At 64.7% G+C, this 20,382-nt stretch carries 16 protein-coding genes; 5 read left to right on the top strand and 11 right to left on the bottom strand.

Translation table 11 applies throughout. The annotated features are described in order from the left end of the window. Positions 1-13: 13 nt before the first annotated feature. A complete protein-coding gene (locus tag ACLARN_RS27375) occupies positions 14-1,432 on the bottom strand; it encodes a DHA2 family efflux MFS transporter permease subunit (protein WP_409494326.1) in 1,419 nt (472 codons plus the stop codon). Between the two features lie 197 nt (positions 1,433-1,629). On the opposite strand from ACLARN_RS27375, the gene ACLARN_RS27380 reads away from it, so the two are divergent. Further along, complete coding sequence (locus ACLARN_RS27380) at positions 1,630-2,529, top strand: LysR family transcriptional regulator (protein ID WP_409494327.1); 900 nt, start codon at positions 1,630-1,632, stop codon at positions 2,527-2,529. Positions 2,530-2,935: 406 nt separating this feature from the next. On the opposite strand, the gene ACLARN_RS27385 is transcribed toward ACLARN_RS27380, so the two are convergent. Beyond that, positions 2,936-3,424, bottom strand: a complete 489-nt coding sequence (locus ACLARN_RS27385) for a hypothetical protein (RefSeq protein WP_409494328.1) — start codon at positions 3,422-3,424, stop codon at positions 2,936-2,938. 354 nt (positions 3,425-3,778) lie between these two features. Between ACLARN_RS27385 and ACLARN_RS27390 the strand changes: the two genes are divergently transcribed. Further along, positions 3,779-4,972: a vanadium-dependent haloperoxidase gene (locus ACLARN_RS27390; RefSeq protein ID WP_409494369.1), complete on the top strand. Its 1,194-nt coding sequence runs from the start codon at positions 3,779-3,781 to the stop codon at positions 4,970-4,972. Between the two features lie 63 nt (positions 4,973-5,035). On the opposite strand, the gene ACLARN_RS27395 is transcribed toward ACLARN_RS27390, so the two are convergent. After that, a complete protein-coding gene (locus ACLARN_RS27395) occupies positions 5,036-5,626 on the bottom strand; it encodes a flavodoxin family protein (protein WP_409494329.1) in 591 nt (196 codons plus the stop codon). A 242-nt stretch (positions 5,627-5,868) separates the two neighbouring features. Here ACLARN_RS27395 and ACLARN_RS27400 point away from each other — a divergent pair, with 242 nt between their 5' ends. Continuing rightward, on the top strand, positions 5,869-6,345 hold the full coding sequence (locus tag ACLARN_RS27400; protein WP_409494330.1) for a DoxX family protein: 477 nt from the start codon (positions 5,869-5,871) through the stop codon (positions 6,343-6,345). A gap of 16 nt (positions 6,346-6,361) precedes the next feature. Here ACLARN_RS27400 and ACLARN_RS27405 read toward each other — a convergent pair whose 3' ends face one another. The 4 genes from ACLARN_RS27405 to ACLARN_RS27420 all read right to left on the bottom strand — a co-directional run bounded on the left by ACLARN_RS27405 (position 6,362) and on the right by ACLARN_RS27420 (position 9,854). Continuing rightward, the gene (locus ACLARN_RS27405; RefSeq protein WP_409494331.1) at positions 6,362-7,621 is read right to left on the bottom strand and encodes a LuxR C-terminal-related transcriptional regulator; all 1,260 of its coding nucleotides are present in this window, start codon (positions 7,619-7,621) and stop codon (positions 6,362-6,364) included. A gap of 600 nt (positions 7,622-8,221) precedes the next feature. After that, positions 8,222-8,722 (bottom strand): GNAT family N-acetyltransferase, encoded by a 501-nt coding sequence (locus ACLARN_RS27410; protein ID WP_409494370.1) that lies wholly within the window; start codon positions 8,720-8,722, stop codon positions 8,222-8,224. A 141-nt stretch (positions 8,723-8,863) separates the two neighbouring features. Then, on the bottom strand, positions 8,864-9,370 hold the full coding sequence (locus tag ACLARN_RS27415; RefSeq protein WP_409494332.1) for a SitI3 family protein: 507 nt from the start codon (positions 9,368-9,370) through the stop codon (positions 8,864-8,866). Then, positions 9,348-9,854, bottom strand: coding sequence for a hypothetical protein (locus ACLARN_RS27420; protein WP_409494333.1), 507 nt, complete (start codon positions 9,852-9,854; stop codon positions 9,348-9,350). Before ACLARN_RS27420 ends, ACLARN_RS27415 begins: the two co-directional genes overlap by 23 nt. A 996-nt stretch (positions 9,855-10,850) precedes the next feature. Here ACLARN_RS27420 and ACLARN_RS27425 point away from each other — a divergent pair. Beyond that, positions 10,851-11,753, top strand: a complete 903-nt coding sequence (locus tag ACLARN_RS27425) for an IS5 family transposase (protein ID WP_409494334.1) — start codon at positions 10,851-10,853, stop codon at positions 11,751-11,753. Between the two features lie 189 nt (positions 11,754-11,942). Here ACLARN_RS27425 and ACLARN_RS27430 read toward each other — a convergent pair whose 3' ends face one another. After that, the gene (locus ACLARN_RS27430; RefSeq protein ID WP_409494335.1) at positions 11,943-15,260 is read right to left on the bottom strand and encodes a fibronectin type III domain-containing protein; all 3,318 of its coding nucleotides are present in this window, start codon (positions 15,258-15,260) and stop codon (positions 11,943-11,945) included. 424 nt (positions 15,261-15,684) lie between these two features. Between ACLARN_RS27430 and ACLARN_RS27435 the strand changes: the two genes are divergently transcribed. Continuing rightward, positions 15,685-15,897, top strand: coding sequence for a hypothetical protein (locus ACLARN_RS27435; RefSeq protein ID WP_409494336.1), 213 nt, complete (start codon positions 15,685-15,687; stop codon positions 15,895-15,897). 212 nt (positions 15,898-16,109) lie between these two features. Here ACLARN_RS27435 and ACLARN_RS27440 read toward each other — a convergent pair whose 3' ends face one another. The 3 genes from ACLARN_RS27440 to ACLARN_RS27450 all read right to left on the bottom strand — a co-directional run bounded on the left by ACLARN_RS27440 (position 16,110) and on the right by ACLARN_RS27450 (position 19,252). Then, positions 16,110-17,768: an FAD-dependent oxidoreductase gene (locus ACLARN_RS27440; protein WP_409494337.1), complete on the bottom strand. Its 1,659-nt coding sequence runs from the start codon at positions 17,766-17,768 to the stop codon at positions 16,110-16,112. A 43-nt stretch (positions 17,769-17,811) separates the two neighbouring features. Next, the gene (locus tag ACLARN_RS27445) at positions 17,812-18,441 is read right to left on the bottom strand and encodes a DUF1707 domain-containing protein (protein WP_409494338.1); all 630 of its coding nucleotides are present in this window, start codon (positions 18,439-18,441) and stop codon (positions 17,812-17,814) included. 262 nt (positions 18,442-18,703) lie between these two features. Continuing rightward, a complete protein-coding gene (locus tag ACLARN_RS27450) occupies positions 18,704-19,252 on the bottom strand; it encodes a histone-like nucleoid-structuring protein Lsr2 (RefSeq protein ID WP_409494339.1) in 549 nt (182 codons plus the stop codon). Between the last annotated feature and the right edge of the window lie 1,130 nt (positions 19,253-20,382).

Here is a 20,382-nt window from a genome sequence, read left to right on the forward strand (position 1 = left end):
CGGCCACCGCGGCTCACGAAGCCCGGGTGCGGCGCAGGAGTGCGGCGATACCGCCAGAGCTCACCAACAGGAGTACGACAGCCGCGTAGTAGGCGGCGTGATAACCGGCGAGCGTGGACACAGGTGTCTCCGTCGAGCCGACCGACGCCGCGAATGTCACCAGCGCGGCGACACCGACGCTGCCGCCGAGCTGCTGCGCGGTGACGTTCAGCCCGCCCGCGACACCGTGTTCACCTTGCGGAACGCCTGTCAGGGACGCCGCGGTCATCCCGGCGAAAGCAATGCCCTGGCCAATACTCATCACGACCACAGCGGGAAGAACGTGCGCCCAGTAGCTGCCGCCCAAGGGGGTCAAAGCCCACAACGCCACACCCGCCGCTATCAGCAGCAGCCCGGTGATCAACAGCCTCCGCAGCCCGACACGGTCCATCACGCGCCCTGCCATGGTCGAACTCAGGACCACGACGACCCCCATCGGAAGAATCGCCAAACCAGATTGCAGCGGCGAATACCCCAGTAGTCCTTGGAGGTACAGCGGCGCGAAGAACAACACCGCTAACACGGCGGTGAAGAACGCCACCGCCGCTACGGTGGCGGCCGACACGGTCGCCTTGCGGAAGATCGCCAGATCCAGAAGCGGGTTCGCGGTGCGCACCTCCCAGATCACGAACGCCGACAACAGCACCGCCGAGATGACCAGCGACGAGAGCGTCCACATGTCGTCCCAGCCGGCGTGCCCCGCCCGGCTCAACCCGAACACCGCCAGCAGGAGTCCACTGGTGACGATCGTGGCGCCCACGATGTCCAAGGGTTCACGGTTCCCCTCCGAACGAGGGATAACAGGGCGAACCGCCATCAGCACGCCTATGCCGATGATGAGGTTGAACACGAACACGGCGCGCCAGCTGAAGAAATCGGTCAGCACACCTCCGATGACGACACCCGCGCTGAAACTGGAGGCCCCGACCGACGTGTACACGGCCAAGGCCCGGTTCCGCGCGGCTCCCTCGGGGAACATCTCGGTGACCAGTGCGAGTGACGCGGGGCCCGACAGCGCGGCTCCCACGCCCTGCAGCGCCCTCGCGAGCATGAGGATCCCTGCGGTGGGGGCAGCGGCGGCCAGCACAGTGGCCGCCGTGAACAGCCCCACGCCAAGGATGAACACGCGACGACGCCCGAGAACGTCCGCCGCCCGTCCGCCGAACAGGAGGAATCCGGCGAAGGTGACCGCATAGGAGGTCATCGTCCATTGGAGGTCCGCGTTGTCGATGCCGAGGTCCTGTCCGATAGCGGGAAGCGCGGCGTTGACAACGGCCACGCCTCCCGCGTCCAGTGCCAGCGCGGCGGCCAGGACGACGATCGCGAGCCTCCGGCGCCGGGCCTCACGGAGGTCCGGCCGTAACGGCGACACCGGCTCGATTTCGGAAACCATCGTGATGTACTCCTGTACGTGGACTGGACGCACCCCGCGCACGGATGATCGGCCTACGGGTGTGCTGGTGAGGGGCCGGCACGAACGCGCTCGCGATGGGTGCCGCCCGCGTCAGCAAAACAGGGAAGAACCCCACACGTCCAAGACTTCTCGCCATACGCTGCACGTATAGGTCACTTGGTCAAGGGAGGCACGAGATGGACGTCGACACCCGTGTCCTCCGGTATTTCGCCGCGGTCGCCGAGGAACTCAACTTCACCAGGGCCGCCGAGCGGCTGTACGTCACCCAGCCGTCACTGAGCAGGCAGATCCGGCAACTCGAGACCGACCTCGGCGTCACCTTGTTCACCAGGACCAGCCGTGAGGTGCTCCTCACCGCCGCCGGTGAGGCGCTCCTACCACTGGCCAAGGCGCTCATCTCCGACTGGCAGTCCGCACAGCGGACGGTGCGCGGAGTAGCGGCGTTGGAAGGCCGTGTGCTGCGAATCGGATTCGAAGCATCCGGGGCAGGACCGCTCACCAACAGAGCACGTGAGCGCTTCGCCCAGCGTCTTCCGGATGTCGTCATCGAACCCAAGCGGTTCGATTGGGGCGGCGAGGTCGCGGCGGTCCGAGACGGCCTCGTCGACGCGGCCTTCATCTGGCTGCCTGCCGACACCGATGGTCTGCATACCGAAGTCGTCGCGCAGGAGCAGCGGATGGTGGGGCTCGCCACCGGTCATCGGCTGGCGGAGCGGAGCAGCGTGGCCATCATGGATCTGCGAACCGAACCGGTAATGTGGACGAGCAAAGCACCCAGACCTTGGGTGAACTGGTGGGCGGTGAACCCTCGCCCGGATGGCTCGGAACCGGTATGGGGACCCCAGAACGACAATGTCGAAGAGATGCTCGAGCAGGTCGCGAGTGGCTTGGCGATCTGCATCGGGCCCTCGTCGATGGCGACCTACTACGCCCGGCCGGACCTCGTCTGGCTGCCGATCACCGATATCGAGCCCTTGCGGATCGCGTTCGCCTACCCGGTGTCGAGCACCAACCCCCTGGTCGCCGCCTTCGCCGCGGTCGTCAGAGAACTGCGGTCCGTTCACCGTGATCTTTAGAACCCGAGGAAGAGTTTCCCGTAAGCATCCGGGCCCTTGAGCAAGCGGCCCGCCTCTCTGCACTTCGAGGGCCATATCTGCACGAAGTGCACTTCTTCACCATCCGGCGCGTGGTTTCTTGGCCGCGGCTCATACGCCCGGATGCATGAACCCGGATTGCGTACCAACCTGGTGCGAGAACAGGCAAGGCAGCTTGCAGGGTTGACGTGCTGGAGAGCAGATTGACCGCCTGTCCGGTGATATGGAGCGAGCGTTCCGCGATCGTCTCCCATCCCGCCTCGACGCTCACCATCGCCGGTCGTCACCACGGCTCGCTCTATGCGCACCATGTTCGTGGGCAACTCCTGTACTCGGCCGGTGCGACCGAACGCCTGCCGCGTTCGGTCGCACCGTCCTTCCTCAAAGGTCAGGCGTCCTCGTAATAGTGGACATCGCCGTCCGGACCGTGGGTGAAGAACGGGGCGGCAGGCCCGATCTCGGGCGGCGCGTACTCGGCATAGATCTCATATGGCGCCGCGGGTGAACAGATCGGGTTGATCTGAACGATGCAATTGCGCAGCGATCCGCTGTACTTCGCCTTGACGTGCCGGGGCCGCTGGTCCTCCACAATGGCCGGACCGGCCGTGATCTCCCAGCCGCTCGCCGCGCCCGGCCCCGTCGTGCCGACGGTCTGCGTCGGCACTGCCGAGCTGACACCCGCATCGTCGAAACAGAGTTTCAGTGCCGCGTCCACATAAGCGACGCGAAGGGTGATGGTGCTGCCCGAACCGAGGAAGTACCGCTTGGTGTACGTCTGACAGGTCTCGGCCCTTTCGTCAGCCTGCGCGACTGTCGGCGCCAACGCCGACGCCATCACGGCGGCGGCGGTGAGCAGTATTGCCTTGCGAATCTTCATCCCGACTCCCGAGTCGATCTTGTCGATGATCAACGCGACGATATCGAAGTTTGTTACTTGCCAACTGGAGTATGGAGAATTTCGCCTTCGAGGCCCGGGCACGCGTTGCTTCGCCAACGCCCGGCACCATGCCCTGGTTCACCTTGGTCGATCGGCCCAGAGCCGCGTCTTCCAGCCAAAAGCCGGTCGACATCGAAACTTGCCCCCGCGAGCGGGAGACACTCGGAGGATAGACAATAGTGCATCAATGGCACCCGATTACGCATGGAAGCCATTTCTTCGAGCGGTCCGCTCGACCACGTTCCAAGATTCCCGGAAAGCTGGCCGCTATTGAGTTAGCCTCGACGCGTGCGAATGAAAACGATCTTCGCGGCGGTACTGACCGGTCTGGTGGCGACCACGGGAACGGCGACCGCCGGAGTCCGCGCTACCGACGTCACCATCGAATGGTTCGACGCCACCGCCGAGGCCTTGGCGCCCCACCCCGACCCCTACGTCACCCAGAGCAGGAACTGGGCCGTGACCTGGCTCGGCGCCGCGAGAGCAGCCCGCGAAACGCGGTGCCCGAGCCCGTTCGCCGAAGCGGCCGTGGCGTCTGCCGTCCACACGTCGCTGCGCCGGCTCGCCCCCGAGCACGCCGAACGCCTCGACGCCCGGTTGACCGAAACCCTCCAGCGGCTCCCGGATGGCCCGGGCACTCGATGCGGAGTCGAAGCAGGCCGCACGCAGGCGATCAAAGTGTTCTCCGAACGCGAGAACGACGGCCTCGACCCCGTTTCGATGAACGCGCCGTTCCCGACTCCTGTCCCAGGACCCGGTGTCTGGCAGCCGACACCACCCGGGTTCCGCGAAGCCAAACAGGCGGGGTTCCGCAAGGCGCAGCCTTTCCTGCTCGATAGTGCGAGCCAGTTCCGCCCTGGACCACCGCCGACACTCGACTCCGTTCTCTACCGCCATGACCTCGCGGAGGTCGCGCGCGTGGGCGCCGTCGACAGCGAGGTAAGGACGCGAGCACAGACCGACACGGCGGCGTTCTGGTACCAGTCTTCGGTACTGGGATTCACCGGCGTGCTGAGGGCCGCCCTCGCCGAATCGAAAGGCTCACCCCCCGACCGGGCTCGGCTGGTCGCGACCTTCCACGTGGCCGCGGTCGACACCGAGATCGCCGTCTCTGACGCCAAGTACGCCTATCTCTTCTGGCGTCCTGTCACCGCGTTGCGGTCCGGTAGTGCCCCGGAGTGGACGCCCTTGCACGTCACTCCTGCCTTCCCGGAATATCCGAGCGGGCACTCCAGCTACGCGGGTTCGGCCGAGCGGATCCTTACCGTGCTGCGCGGACCGATCGCCGCCCGCGAATTCCAGCTCACCAGTCCGACAGCGCCTTCGGTCGTAAAGACCTACAGAGCATGGTGCGAGTTGACTCGGGACAACATCGACGCACGTGTCTGGTCCGGCATCCACTTCCGTCACTCCGACAACGTCGGGGCCGGCCTCGGAGGCCGCGTGGCCTCCAACACGTTGGCCGGGTTCGAGCGGCTGCTTTCGTGATACGGCACTAGCCATCCACCTGGCTGGGCGGCGCCTCGATGCACCGCCCAGCCAGGTATCCGCTCAACCCGACCGTCCGCGGCGGACCACATGAGCCTGTTCGGCGACCCGCCTGCCGAGGTGTGCCGCGGTGAGCAGATCGGACTTGTGCACCTGCTCCGGCCCTTCGTCGACGTTCGACTGCGCCGCGGCGCCGAGCCACACACCGAGCCGGTTCAAGTCGTTTTCCGAGGCCGTGCCGGCGTTCCATCCCGGCGGGAGGCCGAGGTTCACCCAGTTCATCCCATGTTGAGCCGCCAGCAATGCGAAATACTGCAGAGTATGGAGTTTGTCGCCGCCTTTGGCGCCGGAATTGGTGAACCCGGCCGCGAGTTTCCCTTCCCAAGCCTGGGTCCTCCACCGCTTGCCCGTGTCGTAGGCGAAGGCATGGAAAATCGGGCTTGCCGAGCCCATATACGTCGGCGACCCGAAGATTATCGCGTCAGCCAGGTCCAGGACAGTCCACTGGTCTTCGGTGATGGAGCCGACCGGGACTAAGGAGGTACTCGTGTCCGGGAACGCCGACGCCCCTTCGGATACGGCATCAGCCAATCGCGCCGTATGCCCGAACCCGCTGTGGTAAGCGATGACGATACTCACCGAGTTTTCCGACATTCATGCATCCTCTCGATCAGACGAATTCGGATGCCAGTCTGACGAGCTGAATTACTTGTACCACCCAGTCGTTCGAGTGTTTCCACCTAGCTGAAGGGCGACCAGGACCCCACTTGGTACCGGCCTACCCCGGAAACTAGCCATTCGACCAGGAAAACCAGCTACATCGTCCGATGCGGGCCGCCCGGCCGCACGGAATGATCGCGAGAAGTCCATCCCGATTCCCCACCCGGAAGGCAACCATGTCTCTGCGCGGCCTGCTCACGGCTAATGCCCCGGCACGTCTCACCGACTCGACGTTCCTCATCCTGCGGCTGGCGGCCGCCGTCGTGTTCGTCGCCCACGGATGGAACACATTCAGTTCCCAAGGTGTGAGTGGCGCCATCGAAGCCCAGCAAGCAGCCGGAATCCCTCTGCCGGCACTCGCTGGACCGTTCACCGTCTTCGGCGAGCTCGTCGGCGGCATCCTGCTCGCGCTGGGACTCCTGACCCGGCTTTCCGCGATCACGATCTCCGTGATCATGCTGGGCGCATGGGTGTTCGTACACGCACAGAACGGCCTCTTCGCCTCGAAGGGTGGCTTCGAATACGTGATGATCCTCGCGGCCATCTCGCTCACGTTGATCGTGACCGGGCCGGGCCGCTACAGCATCGATCACCTGCTCGCCGGGAACCGGCACGAGCCCGAGGTGAAGGTGGCCGGCTCAAGCCTCGTATGACTTGGTGACGAGGTCCTCATCTTGCCGCGGTTCCCCCGGGGAAACGCGTCAGGGTGAGGACGCCGGGCAGCCCGGCCTCCCTGGCCACGGCCGCGGCCTCGCCACGGGAGCGCACGCCGAGTTTGCCGAAGATGTTGGCGACGTGGAATTTGACCGTGTGCTCGCTGATATGCAGCCGCGAAGCGATCTCACGGTTGCGACGACCATAAGTGAGCTGTTCGAGCACGTCGAGCTCTCGGGGATTGAGCGAGCTCAGCAGGGTGGCGTCAAGCAGCTCCGGCGGGCTCAGCGGGATGCTCACGCTGACGGTGGTGCCCCAGTTCGGCGACGAGTCGAATTCCAGCGTTCCCTCGATCGAGAGGAGCCTTGAGGCGATGCGGTGCATGGAAAGCGCCTCCGTGGACATCTCGCCGGCACCGTTGTCTCGTATGACGAGCCGAAGCATGGCGTCGTCGATCTTCCAGGCGACCCTGAGCCTGCTGACCTTTCCCTGTTCGAGCATGGTGACCACTGTGTCCCGGACGGTTGCTCTCGCGACCTTGGCGACGTCGGCCGGCAGAGATCGCCCTGCTCCTTCCGGGCCCGAGAGGTCGAGTTCCACATCGCTGTAACGAGTCAGCGTGCTCAAGGTGTCCGCGAGCCTGGCGAAGGCCGCCTCCGCGGTTTCGTCGTGGGTGGCGTGGTCCATGCTCGTGCGCAGCTCCAAGAGCGCCGACACCGTGCTGTCGGTCGCCGCTCGCCGGGCCGCGGTGTCGTCCAGGGTCTTCGAGCGCAGAGTGATCAGCAGGGCGGTCAGTGTCGCGGCTTGGACGTCGGCGACTTCGGCGGTCGCCTTCGCTCGCTCATCAGCGACCGCCCACCTGTCCGCCATCTGGACCGGAACGGCTTCAGGGAGCAACCTCACGATGTGCGCGGTCACGAGATCCCAGAGCAGCTGTGTCATATCCCGCTCGTCGGGCGCCGGGAACACACCGGCCTCGAGGATCACCGCCAGCAACGCGCCCGCCGAGCCAGGTGGCGCCGACGCCGAGGCCAATACCGTGCGGGAAACACCGCCGAGCCGGGCCTCGCCGAGCCAAGGGACGCCCACATCGACTCGCCGGGCCAGTGACGCCATCTCGGCGCTCGTGATCCCTCCGGCTCCCTCGGCGGTCCCGTGGCTCATCAACGGCGACCGGGCGCAGTCTCCGGTCATCATCACCACCGCGCGGTGCACGACGAGTTCCGACAGAACATCCGAAAAACGCTCGAGTATTTCGGGTAACGGTGCTGCCATCAGGGTATTGGCCGCACGCAGAGCTCGCCGTGGGTCGGTCCAGTCAGATATAGCCATGTTCAGACAATTTTCACCAAGCCGCGCTCGACGGGAACCCGAGGAAACGAACAATGACCGGTGCGGACGCGCGCGGAGCGGCACCATTGCGGCGCCACCCCGCTCAGGCGTGCGACCTGTGGACGTGACGTCACCAATCCCGGCTGCGCATCACTACCCCTTCTGTATCGGACAATGCCGTCATCGTCCTCGGCCGTCGCCCGACAAACAAGAGCGCGGGCATGAGAAATCCGGTATCTCCATAACCGATCCAGTATCACCGCCAAACGGAGGCCATCCGACCAAGGAAGAAAGTACCCGATTGGTCGCATACCTCCCTCGCATGGAGAGCACGGACAGGGTTCCCTCGGATGAGGCCATGCCGCGATGTGCACGGCCGCAAGAAGGCAGAATCAAACTATCGATCATTCCCAGTACCTGACCCGACGGACTCGCGGTGCTGCCGCTTCTCGCGTTGGCGATCGGCGAGGCCACCACGGTCGGTGCGTAACGGACCTTCGCACGACGCGATACCGGCAGCCGGTGGAGGCGACGCTCCACCGGCTATGCCAGGTCTTCAGCGAGCAAGTCCATCAGCAGGCCGTCGTGCCAACCGTCGCCCTCGGCGTCGCGCTCGTACCGGCGCATGATCCCGACCTCCCGGAAACCTGCCGCCTTGTAGCAGCGGATCGCGGCGTCGTTGTCCGCCGCGGGATCGATGACCAGACGGTGATGACCGCGGTCCCGCACGAGATGGCGAACCAGTGTGCGGACAGTGTCTGTGCCGAGCCCGCGGCCGTGTGCCGCCGGGTCGAGGAAGATGTCGACCGACGCGTGCCGGTACATCGGGTCGGTCTCCTCCCCGTACTGCACGAGGCCCCGGATCTCGGTGTCTTCGAGAACGACGAAACACACCACGCCGGGTTCGTCGAACGGCCAGGTGGGCGAGTCGTCCACGCTACCCCAGCGCCTTTTGACTTCGACGGTCGACACTATCCGCCGCAACTCTGGAACGTGTTCTTCGGTGACCGGAGCAAGCACGACGCTCTCCCCGCGTAACTCGATACTCACGTTCGACTCCGTTCATCCATACCTGGCTGCCACCCGGAAGCCTGTGGCCCTCCCCATGATCGGCTACAGCGGTCCGGCGGACGGTACCGATCGCCGGCTTCACCGCAACTTCGACCAGCCACGTCATCGGCGGCCTTATTCCCATGTGTACCAATGTTTTCCTCGCCGATATGGAGGTCTCACCATAGCCAGACGGCGGAGTGTCCACAAATCCTGGCGATCACTCAAACTCAGCACCCCCTCACGCCGGACGAGCCAGACTGTCTCGTAGTCGAAATGCAGTACCGCGTCACCGGGGACCACGTCGAGCAGCCCCAGCGTCAACCGGATCATATGGTCTTGCTGCGTCGCCAGACCATCGCTGGCGGCACCGGGTTTGCGGAGACGGAAATAGACCCACGCCGTCGGATCGAAAACGAGCCCGCCCACGAGGAGATCCCAAGCTCTTCCGCGGCTTTGCTCGATCCGTCCACCCGCTCTCATCCAAGTGCCCTGCGGGGTCACGACCCCCTCTTCCAGCAGTTGGTCCGCCGACGAGTCGCCCCCGAGCATGCCCAGCGCCGCCGCGCATTCCCTGAGAGCGAGCGCGACCTTCGAGGCCGACAGAGGGGTCGCCAGGTCAAGACTGTACGAAATGGCCACTCCATGTCCTTACCGACGTTGCGACGAATGATCCATCAGATCGCCGACAGTGCGCTGCGGTCACGGATTTCGCCACGGAATTCCGGAAGGCACGGGGCCCCGACACCGACCACGCCCGGGAAATCCGATGATGGCGGAGTTTCAACTGGTCGATGCCGCTCTTACCCGCCGGGTCGGCGTCATGTGTCGTCAGCCATCGGATGCTCACCAGATCGTCTTCCCCGTCGACCATCGGGACATCCTCGAGCGTGACTACCACCCCAGGCCGGACACGACGCCACGGCTTGAGGACGAAGGCGACGAATTCTCCGGGGCCGCACGCGGTGTCGGCGCCGGGAACCGAAGCCGCGAAGTGCATCCGGAAGTCCGGCGCGAGAATCTCGTCGGCCAGTTCGTAGTCACCGCACCAGAGAGCAGCCCACTTTCCCGGCAGAACGACACCGGACGCGCGGACGGCGTCCAGTTCTGCTTGTGTCCGGTTCATCGCGGGGATCCTCCTGATCTGGCGTCGACGTCGGCCGGACGGGCCTGCGTGACGCTCCAAGCGCATCTTCGTAGCTCAGGCTCGCCTGGCACCTTCGGAAGGGCAATGATTCGGCGATGCGATTCCCCTTTCGAACGATGCACATCCCTGCATTGGCGCGGGTCATGTGACCGCCTCCCCTGGTGTGACAGCATCTGTTCGGCAGCAAGTACATCTCCTGACGCCCTAGAGTCGCAATTCGAAGGACGCTCGTCGAGGCACCTTCATGCTCTGAACCAGCGATCGCCACGACTGTCTTCCGATCGCCATCGGCATGGTTCGACTCCCGTGCGGGACCGTCCTCTGAGGAGCTGAGCCGGGCCGTGGAGCATGGACTCGGAGTGAGTCTTGCGCGCCCTGTCAGCGACGTCGTCCAAGATCGCGACGCGCGGTCTCTGGCGGCATGTCATCTGGATCGAGTCAACCCGTTCCCGAACGCAACCCACCCCGACAAGGCAACCGATCGATGTATAGCATCTTTCTAATGCATTGATTGATCAGAATGTCGATGACGTGAGGCCGGCCAGCGAAGGGATCACACACCAGACGTTAGCGACCCTTCGGCAGTCCCCAAATAGGTCCACCCTTTAACATTTTCACACCGCCGCCAGGGGTCGCCCAGCTCCCTGTTTCACATGTCGAAAATGTGCGGGGCTCTACGCGAGGCTCCGTCGTCCACGCATCGGCCGCCCGATTCATAAGCAGGTCAAGGACATGACATCACTCGATAGCGCGGCCGCTGCCTCCCAGGTTCGGTCTGCTCAGGACCATGGGCAGCGCCTTCACGGCTCAACGGTAGTCGCTGGATCGTGACGCACGTTCTTCGGCGGCAGGCAACTGTCTTTTCTCGGGGCACAGCAGTCGGCAGAACCCGTTCGAGTGGCGGTTCTACCAGGGCCTGTCGACACGGTGTCAGATGTTTCGAATGGCCTAGGGCGTGTCCTGCGGATCTTGTTCATGATCACGTGCAGACAATGGGTTGTGGTTGGTCGTGGTGAGCTGACGGATAAGGCGTGGGCGGTGATCGGGCCTTTGCTGCCTGCGGAGACGGGGCAGCGGGGTGGTCGGTGGCGTAGTCACCGGCAGGTGATCAACGCGATTCTGTGGCATGAGCGGACGGGTGCGCCGTGGCGTGATCTGCCCGAGCGGTATGGGCCGTGGAAGACCGCGCATGAGCGGGTTGCGGAAGTGGACCGCGGACGGGACCTGGGACCGGATCCTCGAGCATGTGATCGTCAAGGACGACTCACTCGGGACGTTGGAGGACCATGTCGAGTTCGTGATCAGCGTCGATTCCACGAGTGTCCGGGCGCATCAGCACGCGGCAGGTGCCCGGAAAAAAGGGGCTGTGCGGGCTGGATCGAAGACCTCACCGTCGACGGGGAATGCCTCGGGCGTTCCCGAGGCGGACTGACCACCAAGATCCACCTGGCCGTCGACGCCGCGGGCCTGCCGTTGGCGGTGATCCTCACACCAGGGCAGGCCGGGGACAACCCGCAACTGCTGCCCCTGCTGGACGACATCCGGGACATCGAGGTGGACGGACAGAAAATACGGGTCGGGAGAGTGCTGGCCGACAAGGCCTACACCCACCCGAGCACCCGGAAGGCGCTGCAGGAACGCAGGATCAAGGCCACCATCCCCGAACGCGCCGACCAGATCGCCCGCCGCAAAGCCAAAGGCAGCGCCGGTGGCAGGCCACCGGCCTTCGACCCCGACCTCTACAAGCTGCGCAACGTGGTCGAGCGATGCTTCAACCGGCTCAAACAATTCCGGGGCCTGGCAACCCGCTACGCCAAACGAGCCGCCTACCACCGCGCCGAGATCATCCTCGCCTGCATCGTCCTTCATCTCCGATGAAGATCCGCAGGACACGCCCTAAATGTCCTTGCCCTGGTGGCCTCGGACCCCTCAGCCATGCGCCGCGGCCGACGGATCACCATCCGGTAGGTGTTCACCGCGGCGCGCACTCTCCTTGTCATGCCCTCAACGCGAAACCGGTCTCGCCCCAGACTGCGGCGAGACCGGCTCGGTTGCTACTCGATCCGGCTACTTGACCGGACGCGGGGCGAGATTCACCTCCACCGTGTTACCCGGGCCCGAGGCGACCGCGGAGACGATGCCGTTGAGGAACCCGCAACCCTGCAGCGGCGGCAGCACGTAGGTTCCCGTGAGCCTGCCACCGGCGCGCGGGTCGAAGCCGGCCTTCGACTGCAGCGGGATCTTGGCCGGTGTCTTCGTTTGGCACGCCGGGCTCGCCGAGACCGGGAACCCGAAGACACTGATCCGCGGCAGCTTGACCGTCACCGCCGAGGTCGACTTGAGCACCCCATTGGCCAAGGTGCCGGTGGTCTTGCCCACCGGCGCGAACTCGATCTTGGCGGCGACCGGGACGAAACCCCAGAGCGCGAACCTCGCGCTCGTCGGGTTCAGCGTCAGGTCGGCCTCGAAGGCCCCGTTCGCCAGGCTGATCGCCGCGCTGATTCCGCCGCGGAGATCGACCGAGCCGCTGAGCTTCCTCAGCTGGGTTTTGCCGACCAGGTCGTAGCTGTACTTCGTGCCGGGCGTGGTCTTCGGCTTGGTCTTGGCCGTGACCGGCGCACTGGGCGCCGACTTATTCCCTGCGGCGTCCTTCGCGACCACCGTGAAGGTGTACTCCGTGTTCGCCGTGAGGCCATCCACGGTCACTGTGGTGCCGGAGACCGACTTCACCAGCGACGCGCCTTGGTAGACGTCATACCCGGTGACGCCGACGTTGTCGGTCGCGGCGTCCCAGGCCAGCCCGACGCTGGTTTCGGTCGTGCCGGTGGAGCGCAGGTTGCCCGGCATGGTCGGGGCCACCGCGTCGGGCGCGCCCTGCGTCCGGACGGTCACGGCGGCACTCGGGGTCGACAGGTTGCCGGCCGCGTCCTTGGCGACCACCGTGAACGAGTACTCCGTGTCCGCCGAGAGGCCGTCGACCGTCGCGGTGGTGCCAGAGACCGACTTCACCAGGTTCGCACCGTTGTAGACGTCATACCCGGTGACGCCCACGTTGTCCGTCGCCCCGTTCCACTCGAGGCTCACGCTGGCTTGCGTGGTACCGGTGGAGCGCAGGTTGCCCGGAGCGGTGGGAGCCTGCGTGTCGGGAGCGGCTTGCGTCCGGGCGGTCACGGCGGCGCTGGCGGCCGAGGCGTTCCCCGCCGCGTCCTTGGCGACCACCGTGAACGAGTACTCCGTGTCGGACGCGAGGCCATCGACCGTCGCGGAGGTCTCCGCGACCGTCTTCACCAGGGTGCCACCCTTGTAAACGTCGTAACCGACCACACCCACGTTGTCGCTCGACGCGTTCCAGGACAGCTTGACGCTGGACTGGCTGAGGTCCGTCGCGGCGAGACCGGTGGGAACGGCGGGCGCGACGATATCCGGAGAAGTCGCCGTCCGGACGGTCACCGGCGCACTCGGCTCGGACTTGTTCCCGGCGGCGTCCTTGGCGACGACGGTGAAGGCGTACTCGGTGTCCGGGCTCAGCCCATCGACCGTGGCGCTGGGTTCCGTCACCGATTTCACCAGGGTGCTGCCGATGTAGACGTCGTAACCAGCGACGCCGACATTGTCGGCCGACGCGTCCCAGGCCAGCCCGATGCTGGAGGCCGAGGTCCCGGTCGAGCGCAGGTTGGCCGGCACGCTGGGAGCCTGCGTGTCCGCACCGGCCTGCGTGCGGGCGGTCACCGCGGCACTCGCAGGAGACTTGTTCCCGGCGGCGTCCTTCGCGACCACTGTGAACGAGTACTCGGTGTCCGCGGTCAGCCCATCGACGGTCACGCTCGAATCTGTGACTGTCTTCACCACTTCACCACCACGGAGCACGTCGTAACCGGTGACACCCACGTTGTCACTGGACGCGTCCCAGGCCAGCGAAACGCTGGTTTGGGTGGTTCCGGTCGAGTGCAGGTTCGCGGGGCTTGTCGGCGCCTGCGTGTCCGGGGCCTTCGCGGTGCGAGCGGTCACCGGCGCGGTCGCCGGGGAGATGTTACCGGCCGCGTCCTTGGCCTTGACGGTGAAGCTGTAATCCTTGTCCGGCGCGAGACCGTCGACTGTGGCCGACGTGCCGGTCACGGACTTGACGAGATTCGCGTCCTCGTAGACGTCGTATCCGGTCACGGCGACGTTGTCGGTGGCGGGCCCCCAGGACAGCGAGACACTGTTCTGCGTGACTTCACCGACGGTCACCACACCAGGAACCGAAGGCGGCGTGGTGTCGGGGGCTCCCGTGATCGTGAAGGTCTGCAGGACATTGTTCGTCACGTCCACAGGCGAGCAGTCCGCGACGAACGTGCCAAGACCCGTCTCCGCGCCGGAAGCCGTCAACGGCGTCATGGTCAGCACCAGATCGTGCACCGACAGCGTCGCTGTCCCAGGCTGGTCGAACCGGAGCGCCGGCGCGGAACCACTCGCCTTGACGACCAAGTCGTTGTCCTTCGCAGGAATGGGCTGTTGAGGGATCTCTGTCGGCACGCCGACAGCGAGATGCCCCTGCGGACTGGACACCAACGATGTGGCGAGCGCCGATCCCTTGAGACTTTCCGCGCCGACCAGCCGAAGCCCCTCGGTCGCGGTCTTGCCCGCGTTGGAGACAGCCGTGATGTCGATCTTGGGAGTGAACTGACCCATCGGGATCGTGTCAGGCAACGCGGCGTTGATGTCGACCGACACGTTCTGGTCGCCGATCAACGGGAAGGGACAGCTGAAAACCTGGTGGAGTGGTGGGTGACTACCCGTGCCGACGACCTTATCCGGCGTGACGGCGGCGCCGGTCACGGTGTAGGTCTGCAACACGGTCTGCTGCCCCTCCGGCAGCGTGCAGTCGGAGGTGAAGGTACCGAGCCCGGTCATGCCGCCGTCTGCCTTGAGCGGAGTCATCACCAGTTGGAGACCGTTCACCGCCAAGGTCGCGGTTCCCGGTTGGTCGAATCGCAACGCGGGTGCGCTGCCCTTCGCATTGACGATGAAGTCGTTGCCGGCCGCGGGAATGGGCTGATTCGGCACGTCGGAGTCGACCTTCACGGTCAGCGTGCCCTGTGTCCCAGGCATGGTCACGGTCGACGTCGCCTTGGCAGTGCCCTTGATGGTTTCCGCGCCGACAAGACGAAGGCCGTCCGTCGCTGTCTTACCCGCGTTCGATACCGCCGTGATCTCGATCGCAGGTGTGAACTTCCCCGTCTCGATCGTCGAAGGCTGCGCAGTCTTGATCGTCACCGAGACGTTTTGGTGACCGATCAGTGGAAACGGGCACGAATAGGTCTGCGTGAGTTCGCCCGGCGCCGCGGAACTGGCACCCGAGCCGGCCACGAGGCCCATCGCCACCAGAACCGCCGTGGTAGCCACAGCGACCCCACTCGCCAGTCTACGACTTCGTCTTCTGTGCTTCACAGGTCACACTCCCACTGATCGCTCACAACCCACTGAAACAACGACACGAAATGCCTTTCCCGCCCGTCCCCCTCATCGAAATGCAGACGCGCTACAGGCATGCCACACAGAATTAACACACCCCGATACCTGGTCAGGCAAGAGAAAGTCCGCCAAAATTATGGCGATTCGAAGCACTTGTCATCGCAAGGTGTGTCACTGAAGGAAAAGCTGTCAACCGCGGGATATCGGAAAGCCGACCATTTTGCACCAATGATGGGTCCTAACCAACAGCTTGCACCATGTCGACGGTTCCCGCCGGACGCCGGGATCGCCAGCGCTATCGCCGCCATCGGTGGAAAGCATGAAACCCGCAGGACGTAGGAAGCGACCAAATCGGATGCTGGAACGGCCGATTCTCGTCCACCAGTTGGTCATGATGGCCGGGCACAACCCGCGCGACGCGACAGCCGGGGCCATCACGCGGCGCGAGCGCACGACTCAGCTGACCTCGAAGCCGACGCGCCCGCCATTCCAAGAGCGCTCGTCGGCGGTCGAAGGACTGTCCGCAGAAGACAGAAATAGCGTGCTCGCGGGACTGGGCGGCACCTAGTGCTCAGTCCCTGAAGACGCGACGCGGCAGCCTTTCCCGCGCTGACCCTCTACGACGTCAGCGAAATGCGCTAAGCGGTGTCGACAATGCCGAGGCTCCTCGACATTCTCGGTGCTGAAGCCGATGTAAGAGTACCGTCGTACGGTCGAATACCACGCGGACCGCCGCGACGAAATCGAATGACCTCCAGCAGGCGTCCATCGGCGGGTTCGTCAGGGAGCAGCCGAACGCGCTGGCGGACCGGTCGGCGGGATGGGTTCGATTCGGCGATACGCCTCGTTCTGCGGTGGCCGCGGGTCAGGAGCACCGTTGTTCGGCCAGCATGAGAAAGCTCGCTCGGCTTGCGCGGTGATGGTGAGCGACGGATTGACGCCGAGGTTGGCGCTGATCGCGGATCCATCGACGACCGACAGGCTCGGATGCCCGAAGACACGATGATACGGGTCGATGACGCCGCTCTCGGGATTGTCACCGATCACGACTCCGCCGATGAAATGCGCGGTGAGAGGTACTCCGAAAAGCTCGCCCCACGTGCCACCGGCGACTCCACCGATCCGGGCTGCGACCCGTTGGTTCGCCTGGTAACCGGCAGGGATGAACGCCGGGTTCGGTTCGCCGTGCCCTTGCCTGGAGGTGAATTTACGGCGTCCGAACCTACGCCTGGTGGTGTAGGTGGTGATCGAATTGTCGAGACTCTGCATCACCAGGAGGATCAAGGTTCGTTCACTCCACCGGTGGGCATGAGCGACCTTCGCGACCCTGACCGGGTGTCGCAGGACCTGGCGGACGAACTGCCACCATCGTGGCGCCGGGTCGTCTCCGTCGGTGGCGACGGTCTGCAGCAGTCCGATCGCGTTGCTGCCCTTGCCATACCGGACCGGCTCGATGTGGGTGGTTTCGTCGGGATGGAACGACGAGGTGATGGCCAATCCGCGGGAAAAGTCCCGCTGAGGATCGGGCTTCGGCCGTGCCGAGCCGATGATGGCTTCCGAATTCGTGCGGGTCAGTTCGCCGAGACGTGGCGAGAGGTTCGGCAACGCACCCTTGTCACGCAGGGAATGCAGGAGCTTCTGGGTTCCCCACGTACCAGCGGCGAGCACCACCTTGTCCGCGGTGATCCGCCGCCGCATCACCCCATTGGTTTGCCGGGCGGAGACGACGAAGGAACCGTCCGCGCGCTCCTCGAGCCCGGTGACCGTGGTCAACGGGACGATGGTCGCCCCAGCATTCTCCGCCAGGTACAAGTAGTTCTTGACGAGCGTGTTCTTCGCGCCGACACGGCAACCGGTCATGCACGAGCCGCACTCCGTGCATCCCGTCCGTGCCGGGCCGGCGCCGCCGAAATACGGGTCCGGGACAGTACGGCCGGGCATTCCGAGGAAGACGCCCACCGGCGTGGGGCGGAAGGTTCCTGCCACCCCCATATCCGCGGCGACCTCCTGGATCACCTCGTCGGCGGGGGTGATCGTCGGGTTGGTCACCACACCGAGCATCCGGCTCGCCTCGTCGTAATGCGGAGCGAGCTCGGCCTCCCAGTCGGTGATGTGAGCCCACTGCCGGTCCTGATAGAAACGAGATGATGGCCGGTACAACGTGTTCGCGTAGACCAGTGATCCGCCGCCGACCCCGGCTCCGGCGAGAATCATGACGTTCTTGAGCAGATGGATACGCTGGATGCCGAAGCAGCCGAACCTAGGTGCCCAAAGGTAGCGCCGTAGGTTCCAAGACGACCTCGCGAAGTCCTCGTCGGCGAAGCGGCGCCCCGCCTCGAGTACCGCGACGCGATATCCCTTTTCTGTCAGCCTGAGCGCGGCGACGCTGCCACCGAATCCGGAACCGATCACCACGACGTCGTAGTCCGTCGCTGTCACGGCCCGACACACCTTTGGGCCACCATCGACGGCGAACAGAGACTCATCGGCGTGCCCTACGAGACGAACGGTGCGCGGGCCGGCTCTCCAGTTTGCGCTCGCGGGGTTTGCGGATCACCTTCACCGATCCCCACCAGGCGAATCCTGTGACGTGCAGGACCGGTGCCCCGGCCATCGCTTGCCGCCTTGCCGTCCCCTGTCCGCCACCGAAGCCGCCCATCAACCCGACACCGCGGACATCCACAACGATGTCGTCAGGAACCACGATCTTGATCCCGCCCATGATCGCGACGGCATTGATCATGCAGACACCATCGGCGAACTCGGCCTGTCGCAGGTCGAGGCGGACACTGCCCCAGAAGGCCTTGCTGTCGTGTTCCGCCAGCACCACGCCGTCGAGCCGCCGCGTCATACCGGACATGACCGCGACCGACGTCCTCGGCCCGTACTCGCTGTGAGCCCGATGTCCCGACTGAACGGACGATGTGGCCGGGAGATCCGCGACGGCCGACTCGAAGTCGGCGAAGGTCTTCGCCGAGTAGACGAGATCGAGTCTGCTTTCAAGCTCGCCGGTGCTGAGCCGTCCTGCACCCATGGCTTCGTAGAGCTGTTGCGCTACTCGTTCGCGGTCGGAATCGGCCACCCGCATCGCCGATCGCTCCAGTTCAGACATGACCACGACTATAGAGTGAGCATCGACCACTCAGGCCGGTCATTGTGGAACCCATCCGACGATTTCTCCGTTTCAAGTCCTTCACAGTCATCGCACTATGACGACCGTGCTGGTCGACGGGCTCGAAGGACTCATGAAGAACACAAAAACGGTTCCGTCGAAGCCCTGGGCGTGCACGGGAATGAACGATGTCCTGCCGCTTCTCCGTTGTGAATTAACTCCTATTGACTACGGCCACGGTCGATCGCCGCCGCCATCGAGTTCAGTCATCCGCCTTCTCCACAGTGTGTCGCTGGGCGGCGGACGCGGCGCTGAAGGCCCTCAAAACGTTCATCGGAAGGCGCCCACGCTCAGAGACGGCATAGCCATTCTCGGCAGCCCAAGCTCGCACGAGCCGGCTACGCCCTCGTACCGCCATCTTCACGACATCGTCACGCCCGTCGGCTTGGCCGGTTGCCAGCCGGACCGTCCGACCACCGACGCGGGTGGCCGCGCGGACATAGGGGAAGAGCAGGGCTCGCATCGTTTCGGCGTTGTCCTCGGACAGATCGATTTCATAGCGCACACCGTCGAGCGCGAAGGGCACTGTCTGCGTTGCTTGTTCACCATCCAGGTCGTCGACAACCTCGACCAGAATTTTCTGAGCCATCCCGAGCCCTTTCCGCAGTAACCCGACAATCCCAACGTAGTAGGCCGTAGCGACCCTATCGATAACTTCGACCGCATCAGGCGATACCGATCCACTCCTGGCCACCGTGTAGATCAAACCAGCAGGTTTTAGCATGGTATGCGAAGACAGCACGCTCGACATGTTTCCTGGCGGGACCATGTCATCGTTCGAACCGCTTCGATCACCGGGTGCCCCAACGTGGACGGAGGTCCCTGGGCGCCAGGCCTATCACGCCGATCAGCTGATCGGAACGCACGGCGAATGCCGGGTCGTCGAGCAGTTTCCGGAAGGAAGCCAGCGTGCACCGGGAAGCGCTCGCCCCCAGTCAGGCCGGCTCCCCGGGAGCGCAGCGACCCGAGAAACGCATCGTGGACCAGATGTCGCTCGGGCAGATTCATCAGCACAAGCCGGGCATGGATCAAATCGAAGGCGCCGGACGGTGGCTCGTCACGAACCACGTCGTGACGACGCAAGGTCACTGTGCTCTGTCCGGCCAAGTTCCGCATCCACTCGGCGCGATGTCGGTGACCAGCACGGAGCCGTCGGGGCCCACCCGGTCGGCCAGCCGAGCCCCGATGACCACCCCTACGCGTCCGCTCCCATCGCAGACAGTTCGAGTGGGTGGCGCGCACTGCTTCCTTCGAATGACGAGCGGAATCAGGACCGATGCGGATTCCGGCAATAGTCATGCGTCCTCGCCACGTGAGCATGCCGCGCCCACACGGCCACGGGTTCACCGGGCCAGAATTAGCATCTCAACTCTATTGTTGTCAGCCTTTCCTGTAACGGACTTGTCAGGGAAAATCACCCCAAGCGGCGAAACCGTCGTTACATGAACTTAACCGGTCATTGCCGCGACATCCGCCGATGCAGTAAAGGCCCGCGTCGCTCTCTACGCATCACACCGAACATGTCACCCATCAAGGTTACGATGCCCGATGTTCGCGTCACCGAGTCACCATCGTCGTGCACGCCATGCACCTATTTGATGATCCTGTGTGACGACCGCCTCGCACCGCATTCGCCGAGTGAACCCAGGACAACCGACTGCGTCCCACTGCTCACCGTTCTCATGCACTGCCGGTTGTTTGACTCAGGACCCACACGTCCTTAGCGTTGAGAGCGGTATGTCCACACTTCTATCGTTCGACTCTCAGAGGCGGGCTCCAGTGGGAGAGAGAAGACCAAATGACGAGAGTTCATCCCATGCGTCACCACCAGAGGAACTGAAGGCATTCGAGAATCTTTGTGCGAGAGTGGCGCGCAAGACG

The organism is Amycolatopsis sp. cmx-11-12 (genome assembly GCF_046269425.1).
Lineage (GTDB): Bacteria > Actinomycetota > Actinomycetes > Mycobacteriales > Pseudonocardiaceae > Amycolatopsis.

What these genes read in the sequence shown, in the direction of transcription:
- ACLARN_RS27400 (WP_409494330.1), top strand. Translation starts at nt 5,869, where the DNA reads ATGTCTCTGCGCGGCCTGCTCACGGCTAATGCCCCGGCACGTCTCACC.
- ACLARN_RS27405 (WP_409494331.1), bottom strand. Translation starts at nt 7,621, where the DNA reads ATGGCAGCACCGTTACCCGAAATACTCGAGCGTTTTTCGGATGTTCTG.
- ACLARN_RS27420 (WP_409494333.1), bottom strand. Translation starts at nt 9,854, where the DNA reads ATGAACCGGACACAAGCAGAACTGGACGCCGTCCGCGCGTCCGGTGTC.
- ACLARN_RS27450 (WP_409494339.1), bottom strand. Translation starts at nt 19,252, where the DNA reads ATGTCGAGCGTGCTGTCTTCGCATACCATGCTAAAACCTGCTGGTTTG.
- ACLARN_RS27375 (WP_409494326.1), bottom strand. Translation starts at nt 1,432, where the DNA reads ATGGTTTCCGAAATCGAGCCGGTGTCGCCGTTACGGCCGGACCTCCGT.
- ACLARN_RS27445 (WP_409494338.1), bottom strand. Translation starts at nt 18,441, where the DNA reads ATGTCTGAACTGGAGCGATCGGCGATGCGGGTGGCCGATTCCGACCGC.
- ACLARN_RS27425 (WP_409494334.1), top strand. Translation starts at nt 10,851, where the DNA reads ATGATCACGTGCAGACAATGGGTTGTGGTTGGTCGTGGTGAGCTGACG.
- ACLARN_RS27380 (WP_409494327.1), top strand. Translation starts at nt 1,630, where the DNA reads ATGGACGTCGACACCCGTGTCCTCCGGTATTTCGCCGCGGTCGCCGAG.
- ACLARN_RS27435 (WP_409494336.1), top strand. Translation starts at nt 15,685, where the DNA reads ATGCTGGAACGGCCGATTCTCGTCCACCAGTTGGTCATGATGGCCGGG.
- ACLARN_RS27385 (WP_409494328.1), bottom strand. Translation starts at nt 3,424, where the DNA reads ATGAAGATTCGCAAGGCAATACTGCTCACCGCCGCCGCCGTGATGGCG.
- ACLARN_RS27395 (WP_409494329.1), bottom strand. Translation starts at nt 5,626, where the DNA reads ATGTCGGAAAACTCGGTGAGTATCGTCATCGCTTACCACAGCGGGTTC.
- ACLARN_RS27390 (WP_409494369.1), top strand. Translation starts at nt 3,779, where the DNA reads ATGAAAACGATCTTCGCGGCGGTACTGACCGGTCTGGTGGCGACCACG.